General features: G+C 65.3%; 14 protein-coding genes. 7 read left to right on the top strand and 7 right to left on the bottom strand.

Annotation, left to right across the window (positions count from 1 at the left end; all coding sequences use genetic code 11):
* The 4 genes from IVA80_RS32930 to IVA80_RS32915 form a co-directional block, all read left to right on the top strand.
* Window positions 1-399, top strand: a 399-nt coding sequence (locus tag IVA80_RS32930) for a UDP binding domain-containing protein (RefSeq protein ID WP_276008026.1), incomplete at its 5' end; no start/stop codon positions are given.
* Window positions 400-522: 123 nt separating this feature from the next.
* Window positions 523-3,000 carry an ATP-dependent helicase HrpB gene (gene hrpB, locus IVA80_RS32925; protein WP_247439152.1) on the top strand — a complete coding sequence of 826 codons (2,478 nt, stop codon included), beginning with the start codon at window positions 523-525 and terminating at the stop codon, window positions 2,998-3,000.
* Between the two features lie 128 nt (window positions 3,001-3,128).
* The gene (locus IVA80_RS32920; RefSeq protein WP_247439151.1) at window positions 3,129-3,641 is read left to right on the top strand and encodes a TIGR02281 family clan AA aspartic protease; all 513 of its coding nucleotides are present in this window, start codon (window positions 3,129-3,131) and stop codon (window positions 3,639-3,641) included.
* 190 nt (window positions 3,642-3,831) lie between these two features.
* Window positions 3,832-5,331: a phosphomannomutase/phosphoglucomutase gene (locus tag IVA80_RS32915; RefSeq protein ID WP_247439148.1), complete on the top strand. Its 1,500-nt coding sequence runs from the start codon at window positions 3,832-3,834 to the stop codon at window positions 5,329-5,331.
* A 124-nt stretch (window positions 5,332-5,455) separates the two neighbouring features.
* On the opposite strand, the gene IVA80_RS32910 is transcribed toward IVA80_RS32915, so the two are convergent.
* On the bottom strand, window positions 5,456-6,553 hold the full coding sequence (locus IVA80_RS32910; RefSeq protein WP_247439146.1) for a quinone-dependent dihydroorotate dehydrogenase: 1,098 nt from the start codon (window positions 6,551-6,553) through the stop codon (window positions 5,456-5,458).
* On the bottom strand, window positions 6,550-6,894 hold the full coding sequence (locus tag IVA80_RS32905) for a DUF952 domain-containing protein (RefSeq protein ID WP_247439144.1): 345 nt from the start codon (window positions 6,892-6,894) through the stop codon (window positions 6,550-6,552). Before IVA80_RS32905 ends, IVA80_RS32910 begins: the two co-directional genes overlap by 4 nt.
* 292 nt (window positions 6,895-7,186) lie before the next feature.
* On the opposite strand from IVA80_RS32905, the gene IVA80_RS32900 reads away from it, so the two are divergent.
* Window positions 7,187-7,840: a helix-turn-helix transcriptional regulator gene (locus IVA80_RS32900; RefSeq protein WP_247439143.1), complete on the top strand. Its 654-nt coding sequence runs from the start codon at window positions 7,187-7,189 to the stop codon at window positions 7,838-7,840.
* Between the two features lie 147 nt (window positions 7,841-7,987).
* On the opposite strand, the gene IVA80_RS32895 is transcribed toward IVA80_RS32900, so the two are convergent.
* The 5 genes from IVA80_RS32895 to IVA80_RS32875 all read right to left on the bottom strand — a co-directional run bounded on the left by IVA80_RS32895 (window position 7,988) and on the right by IVA80_RS32875 (window position 12,450).
* Complete coding sequence (locus tag IVA80_RS32895; RefSeq protein WP_247439142.1) at window positions 7,988-9,631, bottom strand: lysine--tRNA ligase; 1,644 nt, start codon at window positions 9,629-9,631, stop codon at window positions 7,988-7,990.
* A 226-nt stretch (window positions 9,632-9,857) separates the two neighbouring features.
* On the bottom strand, window positions 9,858-10,769 hold the full coding sequence (locus tag IVA80_RS32890; protein WP_247439141.1) for a transporter substrate-binding domain-containing protein: 912 nt from the start codon (window positions 10,767-10,769) through the stop codon (window positions 9,858-9,860).
* A gap of 194 nt (window positions 10,770-10,963) precedes the next feature.
* Complete coding sequence (locus tag IVA80_RS32885; RefSeq protein WP_247439140.1) at window positions 10,964-11,554, bottom strand: SCO family protein; 591 nt, start codon at window positions 11,552-11,554, stop codon at window positions 10,964-10,966.
* Between the two features lie 24 nt (window positions 11,555-11,578).
* Window positions 11,579-11,773: a hypothetical protein gene (locus tag IVA80_RS32880; protein ID WP_346348053.1), complete on the bottom strand. Its 195-nt coding sequence runs from the start codon at window positions 11,771-11,773 to the stop codon at window positions 11,579-11,581.
* 206 nt (window positions 11,774-11,979) lie between these two features.
* Window positions 11,980-12,450, bottom strand: coding sequence for a hypothetical protein (locus tag IVA80_RS32875; RefSeq protein ID WP_247439136.1), 471 nt, complete (start codon window positions 12,448-12,450; stop codon window positions 11,980-11,982).
* Window positions 12,451-12,699: 249 nt separating this feature from the next.
* On the opposite strand from IVA80_RS32875, the gene IVA80_RS32870 reads away from it, so the two are divergent.
* Together IVA80_RS32870 and IVA80_RS32865 are read left to right on the top strand one after the other, a co-directional pair.
* Entirely contained in the window at window positions 12,700-14,358 is a 1,659-nt protein-coding gene (locus tag IVA80_RS32870) for an FAD-binding dehydrogenase (protein ID WP_247439134.1), read from the top strand.
* A gap of 3 nt (window positions 14,359-14,361) precedes the next feature.
* Window positions 14,362-15,279 (top strand): PHB depolymerase family esterase, encoded by a 918-nt coding sequence (locus IVA80_RS32865; RefSeq protein ID WP_247439132.1) that lies wholly within the window; start codon window positions 14,362-14,364, stop codon window positions 15,277-15,279.
* The last annotated feature ends 15 nt before the right edge of the window (window positions 15,280-15,294 follow it).

Genomic DNA, 15,294 nt, shown 5'->3' with positions numbered 1-15,294 from the left:
CTCGGCGGCTCGCTGCGCGGCAAGACCATCGCCGTGCTCGGCCTCACCTTCAAGCCCGACACCGACGACATGCGCGATGCGCCGTCGATCCCGCTCGTTACCGGCCTGATCGACATGGGCGCAAAGGTCAAGGCTTTCGATCCCGTCGGCATGGACCAGGCCAAGGGCGAGCTGCCCAGCATCACCTATTGCGAGGACGCCTATTCCTGCGCGCAAGGCGCCGATGCGATCGTCATCGTCACCGAATGGGTGCAGTTCCGCGCGCTCGATCTCACCCGGTTGAAGGCGGCCATGGCCCAGCCTGTCGTCGTGGATCTCCGCAACATCTACCACCCCGAAGACATGGCCGCGGCCGGCTTCACCTATGAGAGCGTCGGGCGGCCGCCGGTGCAGGGCTGATAGCGACATACGATTGTCATACCCCGCGAAGGCGGGGTATCCAGCAACCCCGATCTTCGTGATGATTGGGACCTGACTTTACTGGATCACCCGCCTTCGCGGGTGATGACGGGACCGAGATACTTGCCCCGCAGCTTCGACACGCCCCTTCCGATCGATGCCGTGCTCGACGACCTCTCGCGCACGCTGGAGGCGCACAATGCGGCCGTGCTGGTGGCGCCGCCCGGCGCCGGCAAGACCACGCGGGTGCCGCTGGCGCTGCTCGACGCGCCCTGGGCCAAGGGCAAGAAGATCATCGTACTGGAGCCGCGGCGCATCGCGGCGCGGGCCAGCGCCGACCGCATGGCCAAATCGCTCGGCGAGCGCACCGGCGAAACCGTCGGCTATCGCGTCCGCTTCGGCTCGAAGATCTCGCGCGCGACGCGCATCGAGGTCGTGACCGAGGGCATCTTCACCCGCCAGATCCTCGACGATCCCGAGCTCTCCGGCATTGCGGCCATCCTGTTCGACGAATTCCACGAGCGCTCGCTCGATGCCGACATGGGCCTCGCGCTGGCGCGCGACGCGCAAACCGGCTTGCGCGAGGATCTGCGCATCCTCGTGATGTCGGCAACGCTCGACGGCGCGCGCGTGGCAAGACTGCTCGGGGAAGCGCCCGTCGTCGAAAGCGAGGGCCGCGCCTTTCCGGTCGAGACGCGCTATCTCGGCCGCAAGGCGGATGCGCCGGTGGAGCGGCAGATGGCCGACGCGATCGCGTCTGCCCTTCGCGCCGATAGCGGCTCGGTGCTGGCGTTCCTGCCGGGTGCCGCCGAAATCCGCCGTACCCAGAATTTCCTCAGCGAGCGCGTCCAGGATGCCTCTATCGAGATCGTGCCGCTGTTCGGCGCGCTCGATGCCGCCGTGCAGGATCGCGCCATCGCGCCTGCGCCGAAGGGCACGCGCAAGGTGGTGCTGGCGACCTCGATCGCGGAGACCTCGCTCACGATCGAAGGGGTGCGCATCGTCGTCGATTCCGGTTTCGCCCGCGTGCCGCGCTATGAACCCGACATCGGCCTGACGCGGCTCGAGACCGTGCGCGCTGCGCGTGCGGCGGTGGACCAGCGCCGCGGACGCGCCGGCCGCACCGGGCCCGGCGTTTGTTACCGGCTCTGGGACGAGCCGCAGACGGCCTCGCTTGCGCCGTACACCCAGCCGGAAATCCTCAGTGCTGACCTGTCCTCGCTGGTGCTCGACCTCGCGCAATGGGGCGTCGCCGACCCTTCAACGCTGTCATTCCTCGATCCGCCGCCCGCGCCGGCCTGGAAGGAAGCCAAGAGCCTGCTTACCGAACTCAACGCGCTCGACGGTGACGGCCGTATCACCGCGGAGGGCAAGAGCCTGCGTGCGCTGGCGCTGCCGCCACGGCTGGCGCGCATGATCGTGGATTCGCATCGTGCTGGCGAGGGCGAAGCCGCCGCCGAGATCGCGGCGATCATCACCGAGCGTGGGCTCGGCGGCGACAGCGTCGATCTCGAGCACCGGCGCGATCAGTTCCGCCGCGACCGTTCCCCGCGTGCCGCGAGCGCGCGCGACCTCGCGCGGCGCTGGGCCTCGCAGGTGGCGGCATCGGAGAAGGCAAAGCCCGAGGAGCGTGATCTCTCCACCGGCCTGATGCTCGCGTATGCCTTCCCGGACCGCGTCGCGCGCAATCGCGGCAATGGCATCTTCGTGCTCGCCAACGGCCGCGGCGCCGCGGTGGAGCAGACCTCGTCGCTTGCCCGTGCGCCCTATATTGCGATCGGTGAGATGACAGGGACGGCGGCAAGCGGCCGCATTCTGCTGGCAGCGCCGATCAGCGAGGACGACATCGAGCGGCATTTCGCCGAGCACATCGAAACCGTCGACGAGGTATCGTTCGATCGCGGTGCAATGGCGCTGCGCGCGCGGCGCAAGCGCGCGCTGCATGCGATCACCCTGTCCGAAGCCACGCTCCCGCTGTCGCCCTCGGAGGAGACCGCGCGCATCTTCGCCGATGGCCTGATCGCCGTGGGCCTCGACCGGTTGCCCTGGTCGAAAGCGGCCAGGCAATGGCGCGACCGGGTGATGTTTTTGCGCAAGGCCGAGGGCGAAGGCTGGCCCGATTTGTCGGACGACGGGCTGACCGCGCGGCGCGACGATTGGCTGGTGCCGGCGCTCTACGACAAGATCGCGCTCAAGGATATCTCCGCCGGCGATCTCTCCGATGCGGTCATGACGCTGTTGCCGTGGGAGATGCGCGCCCGGCTCGAGCGCGAAGCGCCGACGCATTTCGAAGCGCCGACCGGCACCATGCTCGCGATCGATTATGAAGCCGAGCAGGGACCGACCATCGCGGTGCGGCTCCAGGAATTGTTCGGCCTCAACAGCCACCCGTCGATCGCCGCCGGCAAAGTGCCGCTGGTGCTGGAGCTGCTGTCTCCGGCGCAGCGCCCGGTGCAGGTGACGCGCGATCTCCCCGGCTTTTGGCGCGGCAGTTACAGTGCGGTGCGCTCCGATCTCCGCGGCCGCTACCCACGCCATCCCTGGCCGGAAGACCCGGCGAATGCGCTGCCGACCCGGCGGGTGAAACCGCGCGGCACGTGAGGGTGCACGAAGGCGCATTAACCGTTCGCTCATCCTTTTGGGCAAAATGGCGCGGTTCGGCCCGCAGCTTCGCTCGCGGACAGGCCCGTCGCGTGGTGAAATCGAGCTTTCGGGCTCCGAGTGGTGTGATGCGTAACATAGTGATCTTCGCGGCCATCATGATCGGGCTCGGCACGTTCATGGCGCAGATGGCGGACAAGATGAGCTCCGCCTCGGCCACGTCGGCGCCGCGCATGACGGTCGCGGTTGCGACGACGCCGCCGGCCGGCGGCCGCAGCCTCAACATTTCCCGCGACGGCCGGGGCCACTTCCAGACCGAAGGCCGGATCGAGGGCCAACGCATCGGCTTCATGGTCGACACCGGCGCCTCCGTGGTTGCGCTGAACGAAACCTCGGCCGCCCGCTTCGGCCTGCGTCCCTCGCGCGTCGAGTACAACGCCACCGTCTCGACCGCCAACGGCATCATCAAGGCCGCGCGAACCCGCATCGCCATGCTCGAGGTCGGCGGCCTCATCGTGCGCGACGTCGATGCCATGGTGCTGCCGGACGAGGCGCTGTCCGAGAACCTGCTCGGCCTCTCCTTCCTCTCCCGCCTGAAGCGCTTTGAGTACGCCAACGGCCAGATGGTGCTGGAGCAGTAAGGGTCACCCAAAGGCTCCTGCGACCGTATATTTCAAAAGACGCCTCTGTTTCGACCGCTCTCGCAGTCAGATTTTCCCCGTTACCAAACTGCCGCAATTATGATCCATAAGCTGCCAATCCCGCCTTCCGCTGCGGCCCGGCATTCGCTAAGGCTGCATCAATTCCTGCCCTTTTTGCGAGATCGTCTCAATGTTTCCCAAGCCGAAATCCGTATTGTTGCCCAACACCTACGCCTTCGAATCCGAGCCGATGGTGAAGCCCACCGGCTTTCGCGAATACGACGCGCGCTGGTTGTTCCAAAAGGAAATCAACCTGATGGGGATACAGGCGCTCGGCATGGGGCTGGGCGCACTGATCGCAGAACTCGGCGTCAAGCAGGAGATCGTCACCGGCCATGATTTCCGCGGCTATTCGGCTTCGATCAAATACGCGTTGATCTCCGGCCTGATGGCAGCAGGCTGCAAGGTGCACGACATCGGGCTTGCGGTGACGCCGATGGCCTACTTCGCGCAGTTCGATCTCGACGTGCCCTGCTGCGCCATGGTCACGGCCTCGCACAACGACAATGGCTGGACCGGCGTGAAGATGGGCGCCAACCGTCCGCTGACCTTCGGCCCCGACGAGATGACGCGGCTGAAGGAGATCGTGCTCAATGCCGAGTTCAAGAACAAGGCCGGCGGCTCCTACCAATTCCACGAGAATTATCCGGCGCGCTACATCGCCGATCTCACCAGCCGCCCGAAGCTCAAGCGCAAGCTCAAGGTCGTCGCCGCCTGCGGCAACGGCACCGCCGGCGCGTTCGCGCCGCAAGTGCTGGAGGCGATCGGCTGCGAGGTGATCCCGCTCGACACCGAGCTCGACTACACCTTCCCGAAATACAATCCGAACCCGGAAGACATGGAGATGCTGCACGCGATCCGCGACGCGGTGCTGCAGCACAAGGCCGATGTCGGCCTCGGCTTCGACGGCGACGGCGACCGCTGCGGCGTCGTCGACAACACCGGCGAGGAGATCTTTGCGGACAAGGTCGGCGTGATGCTGGCGCGCGACATGTCGGCGATCCACAAGGATGCGCAGTTCGTGGTCGACGTGAAGTCGACCGGACTGTTCGTCACCGATCCGGTGCTTCGGAAGCAGGGCGCCAAGGTCGCCTATTGGAAGACCGGCCATTCCTACATGAAGCGCCGCACCAACGAGATGGGTGCGCTCGCCGGCTTCGAGAAGTCGGGCCATTTCTTTTTCAACAAGCCGTTCGGGCGCGGCTATGACGACGGGCTGGTCTCCGCGATTGCGATTTGCGACATGCTCGACCGCGCGCCGGGCAAGTCGATGGCCGATCTGAAGGACGCGCTGCCGAAGACCTGGTCGTCGCCGACCATGTCGCCGCATTGCGCCGACGAGACCAAATACGGCGTCATCGACGCCGTGGTGAAGCACTTTGAAGGCTTGCAGGCCAAGGGCGCGAAGATCGGCGGGCAGGCGATCCGCGATCTCGTCACCGTCAACGGCGTCCGCGTCACGGTCGAGGACGGCAGCTGGGGCCTGGTGCGCGCCTCCTCCAACAAGCCCGAGCTCGTCGTCGTGGTCGAGAGCCCGGTCTCCGAGCAGCGCATGCGCGACATGTTCGAGATGGTGGACAGCGTGCTGCGCACGCATCCCGAAGTCGGCGCGTACAATCAGAAGATTTGAGGTGGTGCGGGCGTCGCTCGACGCGCCCGTAGCCCGGATGGAGCGCAAGCGCAATCCGGGACAGTCTCATCGAAGCGCGAGATCCCGGATTACGCTTGCGCTCCATCCGGGCTACGAGATCGCGTTACATCCCCGGCCAGTCTTCCGCTGTCAGCGTGGCGGCGTCGGCGCCGACGATCTCGGACAGCGAATCCCGTCCCGTGCGGAGCAGTGTCGAGGTGAGGTCACGCTTGATCTCGTCGACGAGTCCGAGGCCCTTGTAGACCAGCGACGAATAGAGCTGGATCAGGCTCGCGCCGGCACGGATCTTCGTCAGCGCGGCGCCGCCGGAGTCCACGCCGCCAACGCCGATCAAGGGGAACGCCCCCTCGACGCGCACATAGGTCTCCGCGACCATGCGCGTCGACAGGCGAAACAGCGGCCGGCCGGACAGGCCGCCCTGCTCCTTGGCCCGCATTTCCTCGCGCAGTGTGCTCGGCCGCGTGATCGTCGTGTTCGAGACGATCATGCCGTCGACCCGGCGCGAGCGCGCGACCTGCACGACGTCGTCGAGCTGGGCGAGACTCAGATCCGGCGCGATCTTCAGCAGCACCGGCGTGTCGCCGGCCTTGTGGCGCACCCGCTCGCGCGCATCAATCACGTTTGCCAGGAGGTCATCGAGCAGCGCCCCCTCCTGGAGGTTGCGCAGGCCGGGCGTATTGGGCGAGGAGACGTTGACCGTGAAATAGCTCGCCACCGGCGCGAAAGCCTCGATCAGCTTGACGTAATCGGCGACGCGGTCCGGCGAATCCTTGTTGGCGCCGACATTGACCCCGACGATGCCGCCATGCTGCGCGCGCGCGGCGAGCCGCCGAAGTGCAACCTCCGCGCCGTCATTGTTGAAGCCCATGCGGTTGATCACGGCCTCGTCGCGCTCGAGCCGAAATAACCGCGGCCGCGGATTGCCGCTCTGAGATTTCGGCGTCACCGAGCCGATCTCGACGAAGCCGAAGCCAAGCCGCAGCAGCGCGTCCGGCACCTCCGCGCTCTTGTCGAAGCCCGCGGCCAGACCGATCGGATTGGGAAAGTTGAGGCCGAAGGCTCGCACCGCGAGCTTGGGATCGTCAGGCCGTGGCTTGCCCGGCGGCAGGAAGCGCAGGCCCTGGATCGCGAGGCGATGCGCATCCTCCGGATCGAGCCAGCGCAGCACCGGCAGCGAAAGTGCATCAAACGCGCGGATCACGGCATAAGCTCCGGAACGTCGTGCCCGCCATCGGACCGCACGTTGAGGTTCATCACCGACAGCACCGCGCCAAGATCGAGCTCGCCATAGAGATGCGGAAACAGCTCGTCATTGCGCGAGCGCTCCCAACGCAATTCGCTGCCGAGCGCGTCGCCGTCGACCTCAACCAGGAACAGCGCACGCTGCCCGAGATAATGCTTGCGCAAGGTCTCGGGAACCTGGGGCGCGGTCGAGAAATGGATGAAACCATCACGCGAATCGTCCGCGCTGCCCCGGTAGACACCCTGCCGTTCCGCCTCGCGCCAGGCCGAGGCCGGACAGATTTTATAGATCTTGACCACCGCTTCCGCAGCCCTGTTTGCTCTTTGAGTCTTTTGGGTTTTTTCGTCTCGTGCGGGTCCCTGAAACCCGGGCGCGACCGTAACGGCCGTCCCTCCCGAACTCAAGACTTAGAGCCATTTCCGTTCCGATGAAATCGGAACGGGCTCCAAATTCTTGTTTTGACGCGTTTTCCTTACGCGAACCGGGATCCACTCCGCTTGAAAACGCTCCCGTCGTCACCCCTTGCGCGAAAAACGGAAAACCGGTTGATTTGAGGACTGTTTTCCTGAGTTGCGACGGGCTGGACCTTCCATGGTCAGGCAGGCCAAAGCGCAGAGGATGCTGACTCACGACCAGATCTGGGGCGCGCTGGATCGGCTGGCGGCGCGTGCCGGCTTGTCGCCGTCTGGCCTCGCCAAGCGCGCCGGGCTCGATCCCACCACCTTCAACAAGTCCAAGCGTGTCACCCCCGACGGCCGCGAGCGCTGGCCATCCACCGAATCGATCGCGAAAGCGCTGGCGGCGGCCGGCGCCTCGATGGACACCTTTGCCGGGTTGATCGCTGACGACGGCGGCGACGGCCGCTCGGTGCCGCTACTCGGCCTCGCGCTGGCCGGCGCGAGCGGCGCTTTCGACGAGTCCGGCTTTCCATCCGGCAAGGGCTGGACCGAGCTTGCGCTTCCCGCCGCCGAGGGCAGTCGCACTTTTGCGCTTCAGATTTCCGGAGATGCGCTTACCCCGGCCTATCGCGACGGCGACATCATCCTGGTCTCACCCGGCGCGCCGATCCGCAAAGGCGATCGCGTGGTGGTGAGTAGCAAGTCGGGTGAGGTGATCGTCGCGACGCTGAAGCGCCGCACGGCCAGGGCGCTGGACTTGCGGCCGCTCGATACGTCCCACGCCGAGCGGACGATGGCGGCGAGCGAGGCGGCGTGGATCGCGCGGATCGTGTGGGCGAGCCAATGAGCTTGCTCCACTGTCATTCCGCACGAAAGCAGGGAATCCAGTACGCCGCGCCGCTTCGATTTTCAATCACCACCGCCTCTGGAATACTGGATCGGCCGCCCCTGTGCGCAATTGCGCACAAGGCGGACGATGACGGTGAGAGTATGGCTACGCGCTCCGCGCCAGCGCGCCGTCGATCATGTTGACGGCGTTCTGGATGCCGTACACCGCGACAAATGACCCGAAACGCGGGCCCTTCTCCTGGCCGAGCAGCACTTGGTAGAGCATGTTGAACCAGTCGAGCGTGACGCCGGGACGGCCGTCCTTGCCCTTCTTGACCTGGTCGAGGAACGGCTCGCGGCGGCCGATTTCGTAGACGACGTTCTGGATGTCCTCGGCTGACGCCTCCTGCGGAAGCTGCGAGAGCGCTTCGCGCAGATCCTGGAGCGCGGCGCGCTCGGTCTCCGTCGGCACGCGGAACGTCTTCGTCGGCGCCACGAAGTCGCGATAATAGTTGATGGCATAGCCGACCATCGCATCCAGCTTCGGATGCGTCTGCGGGCTCACGCCGGGACGATAGCGGCCGATGAAGCCCCACAGCGTCTCGGCATTCTCGGCGTTCGACGACGACACCAGCGTCAACAGCAGCTGGAACGTGACGGGCATGTCGCCCTTCGGCGGATGGCCGCCGTGGACGTGCCAGACCGGATTGCCGAGCTGCTGTCTGCCATCCTGCTTGGCAAAACCGTCGATGAATTGCTGATAGTCGTCGACATTGCGGGGGATGACGTCGAAATACAGCCGCTTCGCCGCCTTCGGCTCGCGATACATGAACAGCGACAGCGATTCCGGCGAAGCGTAGCGCAGCCATTCGTCGATGGTGAGGCCGTTGCCCTTCGACTTCGATATTTTCTGGCCCTTCTCATCGAGGAAGAGCTCGTAATTGAAGCCTTCCGGCGGCGTGGCGCCGAGCGCCCTCGCGATCGCACCGGAGAGCTTCACGGAATCGATGAGGTCCTTGCCAGCCATCTCGTAGTCGACACCGAGCGCGACCCAGCGCATCGCCCAGTCGGCCTTCCACTGGCACTTGACGTTGCCGCCGGTCACCGGCGTCTCGACCTCCTCGCCGCTGTCGGGATCGACATAGGTCACCGTGCCGGCCGCGACGTCGCGGCGGATCATCGGCACCTGGAGCACGACACCGCTGGTCTTGCTGATGGGAAGGAACGGCGAATAGGTCGCGCGACGATCGGGCCCCAGCGTCGGCAGGATGATCGCCATGACCTTGTCGTAGGCGGCGAGCATCTTGAGCAGCGTCGCGTCGAAACGGCCGGACGTATAATATTCCGTCGAGCTCGCGAATTCGTAGTCGAAGCCGAAATGATCGAGGAAGGCGCGCAGGCGCGCATTGTTGTGGTGCCCGAACGACGGGTACTCGTTGGAGAACGGATCCGGCACGCGCGTCAGCGGCTTGCCGAGATGCGCGGCCAGCATCGCCTTGTTGGGGACGTTGTCGGGCACTTTCCGAAACCCGTCCATATCGTCGGAGAAGGCGAGCAGGCGCGTCTTGATCTTGTCCTCGGTCAGCACGCGAAAGGCATGCCGCACCATCGAAGTGCGTGCGACCTCGCCGAAGGTGCCGATATGCGGCAGGCCCGACGGACCGTAGCCGGTCTCGAACAGCACCTCGTCCTTCGGGCTCTTTTTCAGTCGCGCGACAATGGCCTTCGCCTGCTCGAACGGCCAGGCGTTGGATTGTTCGGCGAGCGCACGCAGGTCGCTCGGGTTCACGGCAAGATCGATAACGGACATCAGGGCCTCCGGGCCGCGGAAAATAGCGATTTCCGGGCAGAATGCAAAAGTTCGTGCAGCTGTAGCCGCGCCTACCCCCTCGCCCCGTTCTTACGGGGAGAGGGTTGGGGTGAGGGGCTGCTTCCGCAATCACGGTGAGAGTTGGACTCGCGGAGAATCCCCCTCACCCGGATGGCATCTTCGATGCAATCCGGCCTCTCCCCGCACGCGGGGAGAGGTGAAGAAGCTAAAACGGGCTCACCGAAAAATACCGCAGCCACAGATCGGTGTAGCGGCCTTTTTCCCAGACCCGAAACAGGGCCCAATTCAGGGCCTGGCGCAGCACGTCATTGCCCTTGCGCACGGCGATGCCAATGCCCTCGCCGAAGAAGCGGCTCTCGACGAAGGGGCCGCCGGAGAAGGCGCAGCAATCGCCGGAATCCGTGCCGTTGATCCAGAATGCGAGCGAGATGGCGTCGCCGAAGATGAAATCGACCTCGCCTTTGCGCAGACCGGCGCGCATCGCGTCGTCGTTGGGATAGGGATGCAGCTCGGCGTCGGTGAACATCGCCTTGAGATAGGCCTCATGCGCGGAGCCGGCGATGACGCCGACCTTCTTGCCCTCGAGATATTCGGGGCGGATCTCCGGCATCACCGCGTCCTTGCGCGAGGCAAAGCGCGCCGGCACGCGATAATAGGGATCGGTGAAATCGGCGCGGGCGCGGAGCTGCGGACTCACCGCCATCGAGGCGATGATGGCATCGCCCCGGTTCGAGCTGAGCGCATCGACCAGCGTCTCGAAGCGGCGCATCTGCACCGTGCAGGTGATCTTGATCTCCTCGCACAGCGCGCGGGCGAGATCGACGTTGAAGCCGGCCGGATTGCCGTCGGCGCCGGTGTAGTTGAACGGCGGATAGTCGGTCTCGGTCAGAAAGCGGACCACGGTCAGGCGCGACAGGTCCGGCCGCTCCGGCCGCCGCCGCGGGTCCCAGAAGCCGGGCACGGCCTGCGGGGCCGCCTGGGGCGCCGCAGGGGTCTGCTTGGCCGGGACCTGCGCCTGCGCGCAGGGCAGGCCGGCGAACAAGCCGACGGCAACCGCCAGCCCAAACAGGACACGGCGCATGGTTTTCGGCGATTTTACCTGTCGCGACGGGGCCATCGGTGGGAGATGAACGGATTTCATTGGGATCGGAGGGCCTTATAGACCATCCGCCCGGGAACGCGAGCGCGGATTGTGGCCAGAGTGAAGGCTATACGATCGTCATGCCCGGGCTTGTCCCACGAGCGTCCACGTTCTCCGTCTCGCGTGCTAAGGCGTGGGTGGCCGGGTCAAGCCCGGCCATGACGGCTAGGTCAGAGATATCGCTTCAAGTCGGCCGCAGACTCTTCGGGCGTGCGCTTCAGGTTGAAAGGCGACACGAACCGCCCGTCGCGGTCCATCAGATAGATCAGCGCGGTGTGGTCCATGGTGTAGTCGCCGTCCTTGGTCGGGACCTTCTTGGCATAGACCCGGTAGGACGTGATCACCCTGGCCGTCTCGGCGGGGTCGCCACTCAGTCCTTCGAGGTGCGGGTCGAAGCTCGACAGATAGTCCTTCATCGTCGCCGGCGTATCGCGCTCGGGATCGACCGAGATGAAGACGGCATTGACCTTATCGGCATCCTTGCCCATCGCGCGCAGCACTTCCGAGAGCTCGAACAGCGAGGTCGGGCAGACGTCGGGGCAATGGGTGTAGCCGAAGAAGATCAGGGTCGGCTTGCCCTTCAGGTTCTTGTCGGTGACGGCCTTGCCGTGCTGGTCGGTGAGCGTGAACGGCCCTCCGATCGCGGCCGGCTGCGCCACCTTGCTGACCCCACCCATGGCCCAGAACACGACCAGTAGCCCGACAATGAGGCTTGCGGCGAAGGCGGTCGCGATCACCAGCGGACGGGCGGTGGAGCTCATGAGCGAAAAACTTCCTGTCGCAGGTCAGAAGCAGGCGGCAAAGCCGGTCCTGATCATTTCGAAGAACACTTGGCTGCCGTAGTGGAACCAGAGCGCGAACGCACCGATCACGACGAGCCCGCCGATTCCCGCGCCAGCCAACAGCAGCACGGTCGGCGTCCGGCCGGCAGTGGGCGAATTGTCCTGTAACGGATGGGCCGGGTGCAGTGATTGAGCCATGACAATGATCGGGGTGAAGGTTTCCCTGCCCTTTAAATAGGCGCTAGCCAGCAGCCCGGCAAGCATGATGGGCGGGATGCAGATCACCTGGTGCGGAGATTCACGGTCATGCCCGGGCCTCCACGTTCTTGGTACCGCGGGGCGAGACGTGGATGGCCGGGACAAGCCCGGCCATGACGATACGGAAAGATTAGCGTTAGATGCAGCTACCTTGACGACGGCCTGATCGCCGAGGCCTGCGCGTCGAGGTAGCAGGGCTTGTACATGGCCTGGAGCTGCCTGCCCCTCAGGAACAGCATGTGCGGGGTGAGGCCGCCGCGCTGGTTGATCCAGCGCCTCACCTGCGACGGATACATCGCATAGAGCATCCGGGTCGCCTCGGAATTGGTGACGGCGCGGCCGTTGGTGCCGAAATCCCAGGCAGCATGGAAGCCGAGCGTCGCGTGCGAGGTCACACAGATGCGGTCGTGCGGGATGGCGCCGAGGACGATGGTGCAGGCCGAGGCGCAGAGGCCGTCGATGATAACGGTCTCGCCCGATTGCCGCAGGTCCTGGTATCTGTCGACGTAGGTTCCAATCCGGCCGCCACGGTCATCCGCTATCCGAACCACCGCGTGAGAAGCCCCCATGCCCGCGATCAGGAGGACCGCCGCAAGCAACCCCATCAGAAACTTCATTTTCCCCCGCCCAGTCGAATTCGAATCTGCGTGTCAGGTGGTGATGCACGGCTAGCGTCCGTCGTAACCGAGGTTTTGTCTAGGCAGGCCTGCTCGCTCAAAACAAATTCAAATCCAGTGTTGCGTCGGCGCTGCACTCGAACCGCCTTGATCCCAACGTGGAACAAGTTAACGATGTCTTGCGCGCCACACCCTTGATCTCAGTTGCAACCGCTGGCTTCAATCCCGGACAACTACAGGGGCGAACCTATGGCTGAAGAGACAGACGTCATCGTCGTCGGTGCAGGACTATCTGGACTGGTTGCCGCAACCGAGATCGCGGATGCCGGCAAGCGCGTGATCGTGGTCGACCAGGAGGGTGAGCAATCGCTCGGCGGCCAGGCATTCTGGTCGTTCGGCGGATTGTTCCTGGTCGATTCGCCGGAGCAGCGCCGGCTGGGCATCAAGGACTCCTTCGACCTCGCCATGCAGGACTGGCTCGGCACGGCCGGCTTCGACCGCGACGAAGACTTCTGGCCGCGGCAATGGGCCGAGGCCTATGTGGCGTTTGCGGCCGGCGAGAAGCGCGACTGGCTGCGCGCGATGGGGCATCGCATCTTCCCGGTTGTCGGCTGGGCCGAGCGCGGCGGCTATGACGCGATGGGCCACGGCAACTCGGTGCCGCGCTTCCACGTCACCTGGGGAACCGGACCCGGCATCGTCGAGCCGTTTGAGCGCCGCGCGCGCGAGGCCGTGAAGAGCGGCCGGCTGACCTTCAGGTTCCGCCATCGCGTCGATGCGCTCTCCATCACCAATGGCGCGGTGGACGGCATCAGCGGCGCCGTGCTCGTGCCTGATCAAGTCGAGCGTGGCAAGAGCTCGTCGCGCAAGGTGGTCGGCGAGTTCGCACTGAAGGCGCAGGCCGTGATCGTCGCCTCGGGCGGCATCGGCGGCAATCACGAGCTGGTGCGGCAGAACTGGCCGAAGCGGCTTGGCGAGCCGCCGAAATTCATGATCTCGGGCGTGCCCGAACATGTCGACGGCCGCATGATCGGCATCACGGAAACATCAGGCGCGCGGCTGATCAATCGCGACCGCATGTGGCACTATGTCGAAGGCATCCAGAACTGGAATCCAATCTGGCCGCGCCACGGCATCCGCATCCTGCCCGGTCCGTCCTCGATGTGGTTCGACGCATCAGGCACGCGGCTGCCGGCGCCGCTCTTCCCCGGCTCCGACACGCTCGGCCAGCTCCAATACATCACGTCCACCGGCTATGATTATTCCTGGTTCATCCTGACCCAGAGCATTATCAAGAAGGAATTTGCGCTGTCGGGCTCGGAGCAGAATCCCGATCTGACCGGCAAGAGCTGGCGAATGACTTTGCGCCGCGCCATCAACAGGGGCGCGCCGGCGCCGGTGGAGGCGTTCAAAAGCCATGGTGTCGACTTCATCGTACGCGACAAGATCGAGGATCTCGTTGCGGCCATGAACAAGCTCGCCGCCAGCGATCTCCTCAAGCTCGAGCACGTCAAGATGCAGATCGAGGCGCGCGACCGCGAGATCGCCAATCCCTACGTCAAGGACGCGCAGGTGATGAACATCCACAATGCGCGGCGCTATATCGGCGACAAACTGATCCGCACCGCCTCGCCGCACCGGATCCTCGATCCCGCGCAGGGGCCCCTGATCGCGGTCAAGCTCAACATTCTCACCCGCAAGACGCTGGGCGGCTTCGAGACCGACCTCGATTCGCGCGTATTCGGCGCGGAGGGCAGCGTCATTCCCGGCCTCTATGCGGTCGGCGAAGCCGCCGGCTTCGGCGGCGGCGGGGTGCACGGCTATCGCTCGCTGGAAGGCACTTTTCTGGGCGGCTGCCTGTTCTCGGGCCGCAATGCAGGCCGTGCCGCGGCAAAGGCGGCGGGCTAGATCATGCGGCGGTGGATGCAGATCGGGGCGCTTCTTGCGGCAATGGCCGCCGGCTCGTTCGCATCTGCCGATACGATCGACGTCGACGGCACAAAGCGTTCCTACACCGCGCAATTGCCGGCGAAAAAGCCGGCACCGCTCGTGGTCGTGCTGCATGGCAAGACCCAGCGCGGCGCCGACATGGCTGCGCGGACGGCGTGGCCACAGGTCGCAAAACGCGAAGGTTTTGCCGTGGTCTTTCCGGACGGGCTCGACCATGCCTGGGCTGATGCGAGGACGAAGGCGGGACCCGCGCTCCGCGGCCCACCCGCAGGCACCGACGATGTCGCTTTCATCGCAAAGCTCGTCGAGAAGCTGGTGGCAAACGGCACGGCCGATCCTGGCCGCGTCTATGTCACCGGCATCTCCAATGGCGGCGCCATGGCGATGACGCTGGTTTGCGCGCGCGCCGATCTGTTTGCGGCGAGCGCGAGCGTGATCATGAATCTCACCGATGAGGCCGCCGTCACCTGCCATCCATCGCGGCCGCTGCCGATGCTGCTCATCAACGGCACGGCCGACCCGCTGGTCCCCTACGAAGGTGGACGCGGATCGAGCTATTTTGCCGCAGACGGGTTCTGGTCGACCGACGAGACGCTGGTCTTCTGGCGCAATCTCAATGGCTGCGAGACCGATGACGCTGCCGCGACGGACCTGCCCGACAGGGCGCCTGCGGACCAGTCCACCGTCACGCGGGTCTCCTCGCGCTGTCCCAGGGGACACGACGTCGTGCTCTATCGCATCAATCATGGCGGCCACCGCATGCCCGGCTTCGCTCCGGATGCCCGTTTCCCGAAGGTCGCAACCAGCCTGCTGGGGCCGCAGAACGGCGACATCGACGCCGCCGAAACAATCTGGTCGTTCTTCAGCCAGTTTCCGTGAACGACGCATGCATCG

The organism is Bradyrhizobium sp. 139 (genome assembly GCF_023074175.1).
Taxonomy (GTDB): domain Bacteria; phylum Pseudomonadota; class Alphaproteobacteria; order Rhizobiales; family Xanthobacteraceae; genus Bradyrhizobium.
Note: the sequence above shows the minus strand (reverse complement) of the source record. Positions and strands in the feature narration are given on the sequence as shown.

Coding starts and splice junctions, on each gene's coding strand:
- IVA80_RS32920 (WP_247439151.1), top strand. CDS start 3,129: ATGCGTAACATAGTGATCTTCGCGGCCATCATGATCGGGCTCGGCACG.
- IVA80_RS32915 (WP_247439148.1), top strand. CDS start 3,832: ATGTTTCCCAAGCCGAAATCCGTATTGTTGCCCAACACCTACGCCTTC.
- IVA80_RS32900 (WP_247439143.1), top strand. CDS start 7,187: ATGGTCAGGCAGGCCAAAGCGCAGAGGATGCTGACTCACGACCAGATC.
- IVA80_RS32895 (WP_247439142.1), bottom strand. CDS start 9,631: ATGTCCGTTATCGATCTTGCCGTGAACCCGAGCGACCTGCGTGCGCTC.
- IVA80_RS32890 (WP_247439141.1), bottom strand. CDS start 10,769: ATGGCCCCGTCGCGACAGGTAAAATCGCCGAAAACCATGCGCCGTGTC.
- IVA80_RS32885 (WP_247439140.1), bottom strand. CDS start 11,554: ATGAGCTCCACCGCCCGTCCGCTGGTGATCGCGACCGCCTTCGCCGCA.
- IVA80_RS32880 (WP_346348053.1), bottom strand. CDS start 11,773: ATGGCTCAATCACTGCACCCGGCCCATCCGTTACAGGACAATTCGCCC.
- IVA80_RS32875 (WP_247439136.1), bottom strand. CDS start 12,450: ATGAAGTTTCTGATGGGGTTGCTTGCGGCGGTCCTCCTGATCGCGGGC.
- IVA80_RS32870 (WP_247439134.1), top strand. CDS start 12,700: ATGGCTGAAGAGACAGACGTCATCGTCGTCGGTGCAGGACTATCTGGA.
- IVA80_RS32865 (WP_247439132.1), top strand. CDS start 14,362: ATGCGGCGGTGGATGCAGATCGGGGCGCTTCTTGCGGCAATGGCCGCC.